This is a genomic window from Chryseobacterium sp. JUb7, assembly GCF_024806495.1.
In the GTDB taxonomy this organism is placed as follows: Bacteria; Bacteroidota; Bacteroidia; order Flavobacteriales; family Weeksellaceae; genus Chryseobacterium.
This window is the reverse complement of the sequence record NZ_JANUFF010000003.1, coordinates 1-14,174: the sequence shown is the minus strand read 5'-3', so window position 1 is coordinate 14,174 and position 14,174 is coordinate 1. Positions and strand designations below refer to the sequence as shown.

12 protein-coding genes are annotated in these 14,174 nt (G+C 33.8%); 5 read left to right on the top strand and 7 right to left on the bottom strand.

From position 1 onward, the window contains the following. Nucleotides 1-54: 54 nt before the first annotated feature. The 3 genes from M2373_RS06880 to M2373_RS06870 form a co-directional block, all read right to left on the bottom strand. On the bottom strand, nt 55-357 hold the full coding sequence (locus tag M2373_RS06880; RefSeq protein WP_259108933.1) for an NmrA family NAD(P)-binding protein: 303 nt from the start codon (nt 355-357) through the stop codon (nt 55-57). A gap of 367 nt (nt 358-724) precedes the next feature. Continuing rightward, nucleotides 725-1,015 carry a hypothetical protein gene (locus tag M2373_RS06875; RefSeq protein WP_259108931.1) on the bottom strand — a complete coding sequence of 97 codons (291 nt, stop codon included), beginning with the start codon at nt 1,013-1,015 and terminating at the stop codon, nt 725-727. A gap of 46 nt (nt 1,016-1,061) precedes the next feature. After that, nucleotides 1,062-2,419, bottom strand: a protein-coding gene (locus M2373_RS06870; RefSeq protein WP_409013191.1) for an IS3 family transposase whose coding sequence is annotated in 2 segments (ribosomal slippage) — nt 1,062-2,081 and nt 2,084-2,419 — 1,356 coding nt in all. Because the reading frame shifts where the segments join, the coding sequence is not laid out codon by codon here. Between the two features lie 607 nt (nt 2,420-3,026). Here M2373_RS06870 and M2373_RS06865 point away from each other — a divergent pair. The 4 genes from M2373_RS06865 to M2373_RS06850 all read left to right on the top strand — a co-directional run bounded on the left by M2373_RS06865 (nt 3,027) and on the right by M2373_RS06850 (nt 7,396). Beyond that, a complete protein-coding gene (locus M2373_RS06865; RefSeq protein WP_259108928.1) occupies nt 3,027-4,277 on the top strand; it encodes a site-specific integrase in 1,251 nt (416 codons plus the stop codon). Then, nucleotides 4,265-5,275 (top strand): tyrosine-type recombinase/integrase, encoded by a 1,011-nt coding sequence (locus tag M2373_RS06860; RefSeq protein ID WP_259108926.1) that lies wholly within the window; start codon nt 4,265-4,267, stop codon nt 5,273-5,275. The genes M2373_RS06865 and M2373_RS06860 overlap by 13 nt, the downstream gene beginning before the upstream one ends. A gap of 2 nt (nt 5,276-5,277) precedes the next feature. Next, entirely contained in the window at nt 5,278-6,294 is a 1,017-nt protein-coding gene (locus M2373_RS06855; RefSeq protein ID WP_259108924.1) for a site-specific integrase, read from the top strand. 127 nt (nt 6,295-6,421) lie between these two features. Continuing rightward, nucleotides 6,422-7,396, top strand: coding sequence for a DUF4113 domain-containing protein (locus M2373_RS06850; RefSeq protein WP_259109768.1), 975 nt, complete (start codon nt 6,422-6,424; stop codon nt 7,394-7,396). Between the two features lie 60 nt (nt 7,397-7,456). Here M2373_RS06850 and M2373_RS06845 read toward each other — a convergent pair whose 3' ends face one another. Both M2373_RS06845 and M2373_RS06840 read right to left on the bottom strand, forming a co-directional pair. After that, nucleotides 7,457-8,068: a YdeI family protein gene (locus M2373_RS06845; RefSeq protein ID WP_259108922.1), complete on the bottom strand. Its 612-nt coding sequence runs from the start codon at nt 8,066-8,068 to the stop codon at nt 7,457-7,459. A 3-nt stretch (nt 8,069-8,071) separates the two neighbouring features. Then, nucleotides 8,072-9,211 carry a serine hydrolase gene (locus M2373_RS06840; protein WP_259108920.1) on the bottom strand — a complete coding sequence of 380 codons (1,140 nt, stop codon included), beginning with the start codon at nt 9,209-9,211 and terminating at the stop codon, nt 8,072-8,074. A 100-nt stretch (nt 9,212-9,311) separates the two neighbouring features. Between M2373_RS06840 and M2373_RS06835 the strand changes: the two genes are divergently transcribed. After that, nucleotides 9,312-10,613 (top strand): M48 family metallopeptidase, encoded by a 1,302-nt coding sequence (locus tag M2373_RS06835; protein WP_259108918.1) that lies wholly within the window; start codon nt 9,312-9,314, stop codon nt 10,611-10,613. A 26-nt stretch (nt 10,614-10,639) separates the two neighbouring features. Here the strand turns inward: M2373_RS06835 and M2373_RS06830 are convergent, their stop codons facing one another. Together M2373_RS06830 and M2373_RS06825 are read right to left on the bottom strand one after the other, a co-directional pair. After that, nucleotides 10,640-12,163 carry a hypothetical protein gene (locus tag M2373_RS06830; RefSeq protein ID WP_259108916.1) on the bottom strand — a complete coding sequence of 508 codons (1,524 nt, stop codon included), beginning with the start codon at nt 12,161-12,163 and terminating at the stop codon, nt 10,640-10,642. Nucleotides 12,164-12,419: 256 nt separating this feature from the next. Further along, nucleotides 12,420-13,961 (bottom strand): glycine--tRNA ligase, encoded by a 1,542-nt coding sequence (locus tag M2373_RS06825; RefSeq protein ID WP_259108914.1) that lies wholly within the window; start codon nt 13,959-13,961, stop codon nt 12,420-12,422. Nucleotides 13,962-14,174 lie beyond the last annotated feature (213 nt).

Below are 14,174 nucleotides of genomic sequence, written 5' to 3'. Positions count from 1 at the left end.
AACTACAAAAAGTAATCTCAAAAAACGATACGATGGAAAAAATTATTGATACTATCATTCAATTAAACCCTGAGTAATAGCTTTGACACTTACCAAATGATCGCAGTTTGCAGTATTGAACACAATGTCCGATTCGGAAGCATTTTGCTTAATAAGTTTAGAATTAGCCAATATTCCAAGTATGGGAATAATTCCCAGATCGAGCATCGATTGCGTGTCTTGTTGTCGTCTCACTAATGATGAAATCGTAAAGTTCTCCAAGTACCCGAGCTCCAACATTATGTGAAGGAAGGTGCCACCAATATAGCCTGTCGCACCTGTAATAAAAATTCTGGGTTTATTTGAAATAGCTGACATAATATAATTTTTATGAAGTTGTTATATAAAAAATTAAATGCAACTGCGGATTATGTCAGCAATTGTATTCAGGATTTTCTTCTAGTTCTCCTAAAATGATTTTTCCAGCCTTGTGAGAGAAAATAGAAAATAGAAGGAATGCTATTCTTTAGGACGTCAAAATCGTCAATAACGTATAAAAGAAGATTTGAGCGGACTCATAGAAAACCTTACTCTCATTCGCATGAGATTGGATTACCAAGGAAAAAATTTAGCTAGCAATGCTATTTATTGAATGCTCTGTAATCATGCTGCAAATTTATTATTATGAAATATTATTTAATGTTATAGTAATAATTATAGTCACCCACTCTGTAGCGGGACTAATTTATCTAATTTTATACATGTATAAAGACTTAGGAATACCATTTTTGTCTAGCCATTCTTTTTTACCCCATACGGTATCTTTGTAAGCATTAGAATATTTATATTTAATAAGTTCCTCAAATTGGGGCAGCTTTCTATTTAATACAATAGAAATTTTATTCTGCAATTGGATGATATCAAATTTATTGTTAAAGTGATCTAGCATAGCTATAGCAATCTCTTTATTATGTAAAAATCTTTTCTCCTTATTAATTATAAACAAGATTTGAGCATTAAAATTGTACGTCTTCAAACCAACTTAGACATTTTGGTTTAAATCCTTAAGGAGGATTTTCGGTTTATAAACTTACTAATTTTTGTTGATTATATATTTGTCTTCTTTTTCGGATGGATTCTTCTTTTATCTGCTTTCTTTTTTCCAAAATCTGTTCTGATCTTCCGAAGTATACATCCCTCGGAGTTAGGTTATTTATCGACTCGTGATAGCGCTTGTTATTGTAGTTTTCTACAAATTTTTCCAGTGCCTGGATGAGTTCCTCGGGGTGATAAAAATGATTTAGTTTCACTACATTTTTCATCGTTCTGTGATAACGCTCGATCTTGCCCTGGGTCTGCGGATGCATCGGTTTTCCGTGAACCTGTTTCATCCTTAAATCGTCTTTCAGATAGCTTTTCAACTCATTGGAGACGTAGCAGGAACCGTTGTCTGATAGCAGTTTCGGTTTGACTTTGGTCTTTAATTTGGCTTTTTTAATGGCTGTGTCCACCGTTCGTTTCACATCTTCGGCTTTCATAGAATCGCATAGCTCCCAGTGAATGATGTAGCGGCTGTAATCGTCCAAAATCGTACTCAGATAGTACCATCCCCAGCCAATGATCTTGAAATAAGTAAAATCTGTCTGCCACATTTGATGCACAAATTCCGTTTTGTCTTTGAACTCATTTGCTGCCGAAAGAAGAAAATGATTCGGGGCCGGGATTAAGTCTCTTTGCTTCAAAATACGGTAAACACTGGATTCTGAAATAAAAACACCTTGCTCATCGGTAATTTTGTAGGCCAGTTCCCTTGCAGACAATTCGGTGTGTTCCAAAGCGATTTCTACCACCAAATCTTTCTGTCTTTCAGGAATGCTGTTCCATTGTCTTGTGTTTGCCCTTTTCGTAGTTTCCAAGCCATCATAGCCGTATTCGAGGTAGCTTTGATACCATTTGTAAAAACTACTTCTAGCGATTCCAAAACTTTCCAAGGTTCGCTTCACACCGATTTCACTCCTGGTCACCGTTTGAATGATTTCGTATTTCTCGGCTGCTGATAATCTCATATATTTCCTATATTTATCGATTAATCCAGCCTGTCTAAACTTTTTTTTACAATGTCATAACGAACAACCAGATCAGCCACTATCTCTTTCAAACGTGCGTTTTCCTTCTTCAGGTCTGATACGTCATCACTCGTAGCCTCGCGAGCGACATCTCCATTTAAGCGCTTCTTTCCTGCTTCCATAAACTCCTTGTTCCAGGCATAAAACTGCGACTGTGCAATATTATGGTTCCTGCAAAGTTCGGCTACGGAGGTCTCAGCTCGAAGACCTTCCATCACGATTAGAATCTTTTGCTCTGCGGTAAATATTCTGCGGGTGTTTTGCCGAATATCTTTTACAAATTTTTCGGTTGGTTTCTTTTTCGGTGTTGCCATAATTAAAATTACTCTTTTTATGAAAACACTCCTTAAATTTCTAATATCAAATGTCCTCTTTTTGCTGACGATTTACACATTAAAATTACCTGAAGTGAAATTGTCAGTAGCATTATTTAGGGATTCAATATTTTTAGAATCGTCGCATAAGCTTATCAAAATATCCAGTCTATCTATCAATCCCTCGTAAAATTTTTTTTCAGAATGTAAAAACTGCGTTATATTCATATTTTATATAATTTATCATTATAAAATAAAAAAGCGTGGTACTAATCTCAATCCGTACAAGAGGTACTGCGAAGAACCCGATAACCAGAAGGAAGACTTAGCCCACGCCGATATAAGGCACGGGCGTAAGTCTATCGGATTTGGTTATCATAAGAAGATTCGCAGTTTTCTTGTACCAAAACGATAGCTTACGCTTTACGTTAAATTATTTTCTAAGCAAAGATAAAATTTCAAAAATAAATTATCGAAAGTTTTAAAGATTAATGTTTAAATATTTAAATATCAGTAACTTTATATTTAAATTTTGTATTTAATACATTGTTTACTTCCATCTTTATGATTAAAGTTGATTCTTTTATAAACATTAAATATAAATATTATGGAACAAGATCTTACTAAACTTCATGCTAAACTTGAAAAGTATATGAAAGAGCATATCAACTCAAGTGATCTTCAGAAAAAGCTTTCGTTTGAATTTATAAAACTTCAAAAATTTATGCAAGATTATTCAATTGAATTTTACAGTGAGGATGTTGGGATGAAATACTTAAAATTTAGAGAAGAACCCAGCAATAGTAGGATGATAAAAAATTGTAAATTTAGAATGGATAGTAGGTATGTAGATCTTATCAATGGGATGCTTCAAGAAATATGGATTATTAAAAAAAGTAAAAAAGACTACAATGAAATTCTACCGACACAACTAGGTCCTCTACTTTTTAATTTTTTAAACAAGTATGCAGTTGAGAGAAGGTTAGATATAAAAACACGTCGAAACTATTATATTGCTTTAGAAAAATTTTGTCACAGAATGGAGGAGAAAAATTTATCTTCTCTTTCTGAAATCTCATCAGAAGCTATATTGACGTTCATTAGTTCTGTGGAAACAGGAAAAGATCATGCAGCAATTATTTTGAGAGCTTTATTACGTTATTTATATAATAAAAAACTCATCAGTTATAGTACTACACATATTCTTGATGGTGTAAAAGTTAGGAAGACAATAAAGTCAACATCGCATTATTCTTTAGAAGAAATTCTATGTATAGAATCTTCAGTTAACAGGAAATATGCAATGGGCAAGAGAGATTATGCAATGATGCTATTAGCTACTAGATTAGGAATAAGATCATCAGATATAAGATTTTTACAATTTTCTAACATTGATTGGGATAATAATTTAATAGTATTTGAACAATATAAGACAAAGAATAAGATAGAATTGCCATTATTAATAGATGTTGGTGAAGCGATAATAGATTATATAAAAAATGGTAGGGCTAAGTCAGATTCCAAATACATCTTTTTACGGGGTAATGCTCCATATATACCAATGACAGAGGGAGGGCTTAATGTTATAATTAATAAATATTTCCAAAAAGCGAATATAGATTATAGTAAAAAAAAGCATGGTCCACATTCTTTGCGGCATAGTCTTGCTACCAATCTTCTAAATAATGGTACTGCGTTACCTATAATTGCAGATACTCTCGGGCATCAAAGTTCAGGGACGACTATGCATTATCTCCACATAAGTATTAAAAATCTATTGAAATGTACATTAGATGTACCTAATGTAAATATTGACTTTTATTCACAAAAAGGAAAAGGTTTGTCATGGATAAGATGAATGGATATTTTACATACAGAAGTGTATTCTCTGCACATATTGAGGGTTTTCTACTCGAAAAGGAACGTAAAGGTCTGCTCCGAGGTCTGATGTTAAAATGTTTTATGCTTGAATTTGATAGATTCTTTATTGAATACAATATAACTAGTTTAAATATAACAAAAGAGCTTATTTTAGAATGGAAATCAACACGTATTAATGATAATCCTCGCAATTTATATCATAAGTATGTTGCGTGGATACATTTTTGTAGATATCTGTGTAGTATTGGTGTCGAATGCTATATTCCACATACTCCTAAAGGAGGTAGACAAAATGATTATATTCCATATATCTATACACATGAGGAAATAATATTAATATTTTCCAGTGCTGATCAATTAAGAATTGGAAAGCATCATAATGATACTCCAATGTTTGTTTTGCCAGCATTTCTACGCTTACTTTATAGCACCGGGATAAGGATTGGGGAAGCGTTAAGTATCACTAATGATAATGTTAACTTTGATAAAAAAATCATTGAAATTAGCGATACTAAGAATGATAAAAATAGAATAGTTGCAATAAATCATTCTCTTTACGAAGTTCTTTTCCAATATCAAAAATTTAAAGAAACAATACCTGTAAAAGGAATATGTGATGCGCACAAAAATTTTTTTGTCACACAGAAAGGAAAACCCTGTTTGCCAAATAATATTCATGCATGGTTTAGAAGACTATTGGAATATAGCGATGTTCCTAAACAAGCATATTTTAATAGACCCAGAATACATGATATTAGACACACAGCAGCGGTACACACTTTAGAAAAACTTGTAAGAAATGGGGAAGATATTTATTGTGCTTTACCTATGATTTCTGTCTTTTTAGGACATAAAAATATAAAATCTACTGAAGCATATGTTAAACTAACAAATGAAATGTTTCCAGATTTAATTAAGAAAGGAAGCATAACGTCTTTTGTTTTTCCCGATATGAAATATAATAAAAACAAATAGTCATGACAGATTTTGCTAAACATTTGGAAAATTTCTTCATAAAATATCTAATTGGAGAATGTAATTCGTCAAAACATACTATTAGAGCTTATAGGGATGCTTTCACTCTTCTATTAATATTCATGAAAGACGAAAAAAATATTAATGCCGACAATCTACAATTAAAACATTTAAATAGAAATGTTGTTTTAGATTTTTTACAATGGCTTGAGTACGAACATAGAAATGAAATTTCAACTAGAAACCAAAGATATGCAGCTATTAAATCTTTTTGTAAGTATCTACAATATGAGGAGCCAATGAGAATTTCAGAATGGCAGAATATCCGCTCTATCAGACTAAAGAAAGATAAAAGCGGAAGTTTCTCTTACCTATCAATAGATGCAATAAAATTACTTTTAGATCAAGTTCCACTAAATTCACGAAGTTCTAGAAGGGATTTGGCTCTTCTTGCACTGCTCTATGACAGTGGCGCTCGTGTCCAAGAAATTGCTGACTTAACACCAGATTCTATAAGATTTGATAATCCAAATACAATTAGATTAGTTGGGAAAGGAAATAAGCAACGAATTGTTCCATTACAAAAAGAACAAACGGATCTTTTAAAAAATTATATACAGGACTTTGGGTTGAATAAATTTGGAAGAGAAAAAAGTCCTTTATTTTCTAATCGAATAGGCGAAAAATTGACAACCGCTGGAATAACATATATTTTAAAGAAATATGCATTGTCAGCTAGATTGCAAAATGAAGATTTGATACCATCAAAAATTAGTCCTCACATTATAAGACATTCAAAAGCAATGCATTTATTACAAGGTGGTGTTAACCTAGTTTATATTAGAGACTTTCTGGGACACAAAAGCATACAGACCACAGAAATTTATGCCCGTGCTGATTCAAAGCAAAAAAGAGAAGCGTTAGAATCCGTTTATGTAAATGTTCTTCCTGAAAGTAATACAGAAAGATCTTGGGAAAAGAATCCTAAACTGAAAGACTTTCTCAAAAGTCTGAGCTAATATATTATAATCAAAAGCCTAAATAGAAAGTTGATGATTTAAATAATTGATAATTAATACTTTGTATTTTAGGCTTATGATTATTTTTAAGTTTTGATAATCAACGTTATCGAAAGCTTTTGATAATATTGATGAGTTATTTTTAAATCTTACAGGATTTAAATATGTCAATATTTATGATTACTGCCTTGAAATCCGTAATAAAATCAATGTTGAAGCGAATATTCCGGTAAGCATCGGAATTGCTCCCACTAAAACCTTGTGTAAAGTTGCCAATAGAATTGTTAAAGATTTCCCCGACAAGTTTGAGGGAGTGTATATTTTAGATACTCCTGAAAAAATTGAAAAAGCTTTGAAATGGCTTAACATTGGTGACGTATGGGGAATTGGGAGAAGGCTTGCTGTAAAAATGCAGGATAACGGGGTGTATAAAGCCTGGGATCTTCTTCAGAAGCCTGAAATGTGGGTTCGCAAAATTATGGGGATTCATGGGGTAAGAATGATCAATGAGTTAAAAGGAATCCGTCAATTGGAACTGGATGCCCCTTCACCCAAAAAGTCGATTGCCGTTACCCGAAGCTTCATGACAATGCTTACAAAAAAAGAGGAGGTCCGGGAGCGTGTGGAAACTTTTGGAATGTATTGTTCGGAGAGGCTGAGAAAACAAAATACATGTTGTAAAATGATCACTGTTTTTGTGCAGACCAACCGTTTTCGAAAAGATTTGCCGGAATACAGAAATGCTGTGACCCGGGTTCTTCCCAATCCTACCAACTCTTCAATTCTTATCGGAAGGGTTGTGAATGAGCTTTTTGAGGCAATTTTTAAAGAAGGTTTTTATTACAAAAAAGCAGGTGTGATTGTTAATGATTTTGTTCCTGAAGATCAAAGGCTGATTAATCTTTTTGAGGAAGATACACAAAATCAACATTTACCGGTAATGAAAGCAATGGATGCGATGAACAAAAAATTCGGGAAGGATAAAGTGCGTTTAGGAAGTATGAGCGGACAAAATACTTTCGGACGGGCACAGTTGTCTCCCGAATATGAAGCTTTTTTAAAGAATAATACCCTTCCTGAAGCAAATTTTCGTTTCCACTAAAACGTTATTTCAAATTTAATGAAATTCAAAACTTATAACTCATCATTTATAACTCAAAACTTACTTTTTCTCATATTTCCAGTTTCTTCCTTTGCCTTCAGAAATCCATTCCAAAGCCTGTTCTATTCTTTTATTTCTGGTAGTTTCAGTTTTTGCTTCCGTGATCCAGTTGATATATTCTTTACGAAACGAAGGCGACCCTTTTTCAAAAATAGCGAGAGCTTTTTTACTGATATTTAGTGCATTTTGAAGCTCATTTGGAATTTCGTTTTCAGTTTTAGAGGGAGCTGCTTTTTTCAACGTAATTCCCATATCTGTAAGCTCCATAGCCTCTTTTATGGCATTCTTAAGCTGAGGTTTTGAAGGAAGATCTTCGATTTTAGAAATTTTTCCTAAGCTGAACATAGAATTTTTCTCAATATCTTTTGTGATCTCCTGCATGGTTTTCATTTCCTCTTCCAGCCAGAATCCAAAGGTGCAGTGTTGTTTAAACGACGCCATTGAACAAAGTATTTTACCTTTGTAGGTGAAATTTGGAAAGCTCCATTTCATTGCTTCTTCCGCATCAGGGCAGTATTTATGAACAAGTTCGCGGAGATAATTTAAGACCGGTTTCGCAAAATCCTGAGACTTTTCAATATATTCATCAACTTTTGAGCTGTGTTTTTCCATATTTTATTGAAATAATTTCACCGTTTCATTTACTAGAAATTTTACCTGATCAGGCCTTCCCCGGTCATTTTTAGGAAGATTATTATAGCTTCCCGTTCTTACAATGACCATTTGATGCTCAGGAACTATAATAATATATTGCCCCTGTAATCCAAGAAAATAATAATGTTTAACGGGGTTGTCGTGATTGATCCAGAAGCCCATGCCGTAAATTTCTTCAGATTTCTGAGTGGGAGTCCTCATTTGATTAATAAAATCAAGATTTAAAATTTGCTGATCTCCAACTTTTCCGTCATCCAGAAATAGCTGTCCCAATTTTGCAAAATCCCTTCCATTAGAATGAATGCAACAATAGGTTTTTTCCATTCCGCTTTCATCGGTGCTCCATTCTGCGTTTTGTTCCATTCCCAAAGGCGTCCAGAATTTTTCAGATAAATAACTGGCTAAAGATTGATTAACAGCTTTTCGGACAGCAAACCCAAGCAGTTGTGTTGAACCACTTTGATATTCAAATTTTTTGCCTGGATTTTCTTTGAATTTTCTTGAAAAAGTAGCTTTTATAAGGCTTCTTCCATAGTAGGCTTTAGCATTTGGAAGAAAGGGATTTTTGTAGTCTTCATCCCAGTTTAAGCCGGCTTCCATCTGGGCAAGGTTTTTTAATGTTACCTCTTTTCCAAACTCCTTTTGTTTAAATTCATCAAAATAATCGGATAATTTATCATCAATATTTTTAATCTTTCCTTCCTCCAAAGCTTTTCCTAAAAGCATTACAGTAACTGCTTTGGCCATCGAGAAAGAATTGGTTTTTGATAACTGATTATAACCGTTAAAATATTGTTCGTGAATCAGTTTTCCACTTTTAATGACAATAAAAGAAGCGGTATGAGAATGGGTCAGATCATCCACTATATTTTGAGGAAGTTCAGTGGTGTTATAGCCGGGAGCTTCTTCCCACAGAACAGGATTTTCCGTGGCAATGATATTGCTTGAAAAGAGCTTGCCATCATCAATATTGGCGCTCGATTTACCTTTTAAGTAGGTTTTCGAGATCCCGTTAAAAAGATAACCGTACCCGAAAATATAAACGAGGATAATGGCAATAATGAGAATTATTAAAAAGCTTTGTAAAATGATTAACCACATATTTTGAATGATTAGTGTAAAACAAATTTAAAATAAAATTGATACGAAAATTAAAATGGATATGTAAATAAACTATTTTTGTGATTATTTGATAAAAAATATGAATTTTAGACTTATTAACGGGTTATTTATCTTTTTTTTCGGATTGTCTTTCAGTCAGATAAATAAAACAATAGATACCGCAGATTATGCGCAGCGAAAAGAATTTATACAAAATTTCAATACAAATAATGATCTGTTTATAAAAAAGATAAAATCACAATATCCAGGTAAAACCGGGGCTGATCTTGCCAAAATTTATAAGGAATTCGGCACTGACTTTGTGAAGCAGGTGAAAAATAAAGATTTTATCTTTAAATCAGATTACGATATCCACGTGAAATCGCTGATTCAGAGGTTAAGAAAAAATAATCCGCAAATTCCTCAGAATTTAAAAATATTAATAGCTAAAGATAATACCCCCAACGCATATTGTCTTTTGGACGGAACTTTTGTGATTAATATGGGGCTTTTTAACTGGCTTGATAATGAAGAACAGATTGCTGCTGTAATTTCTCATGAACTGGGACATAGAATTAAAGAACATTCTTTTAAGCTGTTTATGGAATTTGTTGAAAATAATGAAAAAGATAAGGTAGCCGTCAAAAACCTGAAAATTGAGCAAAACGGGCTTAATCAAAGAGCTTTTGATATTCTTAAAAACAGAATGTATAAAAAAGGTGCTGAAAAAAGACATCAGGAAATGGAAGCTGATTCTTTGGGATATACAATTTTCACAAAAGGAGATTTCAAAAAGGGTGAATTTGTAAATATGTTAAAAAGACTTCAGGATTTTGATACCATATCCCCCCGAGCATTAAAAGTGGAAACCTATAAAAAGTTTTTTGAGCTTCCTAATCAGCATTTTAAAGATCAGTGGCTTAAAAAAGAAGATTTCTCACTCTATAATTATGATTTTTATAAAGAAAAATTCAATAAAGATTCTTTGGCGTCGCATCCTGAGATGGCTAAAAGAATAGAGAATATAAAGAAAGTTTTCCCGGAGCTCAGTCAGGCTGCTGAAACTCTTAAACCTTCGGTTGCTTATATGACCTTGGAAAAAGCGGCAAGAATGGAAGTTTTGTCCAACTATTATCATTCCGAAGATTATGGATTGGGAATTTATGTTTCGCTGCAGTTTTTACAGGATGGAGAAGATGAAGCCTATCATAAAAACTGGCTTGGAAAATACTTTGCAAAAATTTATGAAGCCCGGAAAAATTATAATCTCAATAGATATCTCGACAGAGTTGAGCCTAAAAAACAGAGCGACAGCTATCAGCAGTTTTTAAGCTTTATGTGGAATCTGAGTCTTGAAGAAATTAAAAATATTTCAGAATATTATCAAAACAAAGAATCCTAATCATATGATCAGGATTCTTTGTTTTATCAGTAATTTAGTCTTTCAAGACGTATTTTATTGAATTTTTCTTTTTCATTAAACTCCCGGAGAAGGATATAACCTTCTTTTCCAATATAAGGAATCACAGTATAAGAATCTTTTTCTGAAATAGGAACTATCTCTTGCTTAAATGTCCCGTTAATAAGAGTGTTGATGAATAGTTTCCAGTTCTTCTCTCTGGTTTCTTTGTCTTTTTGTAAATCTCTGTAAAAGAAAACAACATCATTGCCATCATTAATATATTGTGAAAATAAATAATCACTTGTTGATAAAGACTTTTCTTTGGTGAATATTTTAGTTCCTCTTACTTTAAAATCTTTATCTGTAAAAATATAAACCAAATCTGTTGTTTTAGGAACTCCGTAATTGAAGTCTATTTTATATTTTTCAAGGAGAATTCCTACACTTCCGTCTTTTAAGAAAAAGACATCCCGAGGCTGAAGGTGATAGCTTTTTTCCACATACCCGAATTCATCAATTCTTGGAATATAGGAAGACAAATCGGTAACGTAATTGATCTTTTTGGTAGTCACTTCAAAGGTGTTTTTATCAATGATCAGTCTTGCAAAGCCGACTCCTTTTTTATTTTCATAATTTCTTCCGACAATGACAATTTTATCATCGAACGTTTTGTCGTTATCTAAACTTCTTGTCGTAGAAGAAAAAGACGTGATATGATCAACAGTATCATCAGAAAGCCCGGAAATAGGTTTGCTGATCACTTCTTTTCCTGTTTTCATATCTAAAACAAGCAACGTGAATTCCTTGGTGTCATTGGTCTTTTTCTGTTTGATGAAATAGATATTTTTGGCATCCTTTTCTACCAATGCAAGTTCTTCGGTGTTTTTTTTATCACCATTTTCATTATATCTGTATCTCCAGACTTCGTTTTTATTTTCATCAAACTTTATCAGAGAATTGTTGTTGACATATTTCCCATAGTCATTAAGTTCAATAGCTAAAAAACCACCTTCTTTGATTTCAAAAACGGTAGAGTAGTAATTATAGCCTTTGGTTTTTTTCTCTTCTCTGTTTTCCTTGCGGGCATCTTTCCAGTTTTTGGGTTGACTTATAATTTTAAAAGTTCCGTTGTCGTAGTCGTAATAAGTCTTTGGTTGAACAGAATTATTCGCTAAGTCAATTTCCATAGAACGGGGCGTAAACAATTCACCCATCTTGACTTTAGAATAATCTAATGAACTGGGGCGCAGAATTACTTTTTTTCTGAAGTCTACATATCCCATATAGGAACCTGCCGTAATATCTCCTTCAAATTCTTTATTGGCGACGGGATTTAGATTCTTATCCAGAATGACATATTCGAATTTTTTTGTTTTGTCTCCGGATTTTCCATAAGAATAAAGAGATACATAGCCATAAAGATTATCCTGTTCATCAAATAAAGCATTCATACCCACGTGCTCTCCGGTAGCTAAAGCCGCCAAATCCTGTGTCTGGGAAAAATATAAAGTCTGAACTAAACCAAATGCCAGTAAGAGTATTTTTTTCATGGTTGAAATTTGAATCTCAAAAGTAATAAATTAACTCATATTTTATCATAAACTCTTCATAAAAATAAGATCGCTCAGATGGGAGATGATAGGCTTAAGTGGGAAGTTTTGACGAATACCGATTATTAGTAAGTCTCTTAATCGGTCATTAGATGCCATATCAGATAATTATTAATTCTTAAAATCTCAATTATTTGGCTTATTCTCTTTTTACTTTTTTAATAAAAAAAAGCCCTGATTTCTCAAGGCTTTTGATCTATAGTTTAGAAAGTAAATTTCTGAAGTTTGTTTTTTCGTCGATAATTCGTCTCAGTTCTGAAACCGGAACTCTTTCCTGCTGCATCGTGTCTCTGTCTCTGATCGTCACCGTGTGATCCGTCAATGAATCGTGGTCGATTGTGATACAGTAAGGAGTACCGATCGCATCCTGTCTTCTGTAACGTTTTCCGATCGCATCTTTTTCTTCGTAGAATAAGTTGAAATCGTATTTTAAATCATTAAATATCTGCTCTGCGTATTCTGCCAAACCGTCTTTCTTCATTAATGGAAGAATAGCTGCTTTTATTGGTGCTAAAGCTGGTGGTAATGATAATACTGTTCTTTCTGAACCGTCCTCCAATGTTTCGTCTTTTAAGCAATGAGCGAAAAGGGAAAGGAATAATCTGTCTAAACCAACTGAAGTTTCCACAACATAAGGTACATAGTTTTCATTTCTTTCAGGATCGAAGAACTGAAGTTTTCTTCCTGAATGCTTCTCATGAGCTTTTAAATCGAAATCTGTTCTTGAGTGAATACCTTCCAATTCTTTGAATCCAAATGGGAAATTAAACTCAATATCAGCCGCTGCATTTGCATAGTGCGCCAATTTCTCATGATCGTGGAATCTGTAATTTTCGTTTCCTAAACCTAAAGCAAGGTGCCAGTTCAGACGTTTTGTTTTCCATTGTTCGTAGAATTCCAATTCAGTTCCCGGAGCAACGAAGAATTGCATTTCCATTTGTTCGAATTCACGCATTCTGAAAATAAACTGTCTTGCAACGATTTCATTTCTAAACGCTTTACCGATTTGAGCGATACCAAAAGGAAGTCTGTGACGGGATGTTTTTTGTACGTTTAAGAAATTAACAAAAATACCCTGAGCTGTTTCCGGTCTTAAATAAAGGTCCATTGCAGAATCTGCAGAAGCACCTAATTTTGTTCCGAACATCAGGTTAAACTGTCTTACTTCCGTCCAGTTTTTAGATCCTGTATCTGGATCAGCAATTTCCAATTCTTCAATTAAAGCTTTTACATCAGCAAGATCTTCATTTTCAAGAGATTTTGCTAATCTTGAAAGAATAGCTTCTCTTTTTGCTCTGTATTCTAAAACTTTTGGATTCGTCGCTTCAAACTGAGCTTTATCGAAAGACTCACCGAATCTTTTCGCTGCCTTTTCGATTTCTTTTTTCTCTTTATCTTCGATTTTTAAGCAGTAATCTTCCACCAAAACGTCTGCTCTGAAACGTTTTTTAGAATCCTTATTATCAATCAATGGATCGTTGAAAGCGTCTACGTGGCCCGATGCCTTCCAGGTTGTTGGGTGCATCAAAATTGCCGAATCAATACCCACAATATTTTCGTTAAGCTGTACCATCGCTTTCCACCAATATTGTTTGATATTATTTTTTAGTTCAGCCCCATTCTGTCCATAATCATAAACAGCGGATAAACCGTCATAGATCTCACTCGAAGGGAAAATAAAACCATATTCTTTAGCGTGAGAAATCACTTTCTTGAAAACATCTTCTTGCTTTGCCATAATTTTTTTAACGTCTGAAGTGCAAAAATAGTGAAAATGTAGGAAGATGGATGCGGGAAGATGGAAGTTTTTATATTCGTGTAGTTTAGGAGCCGGGAACCTGCTTTCACTACTCGCTATTTTTTGAGTTTCGGGGGGGGGGGGGGGGGGGGGGGGGGGGGGGGGGGGGGGGGGGGGGGGGGGGGGGGGGGGGGGGGGGGGGGGGGGGGGGGG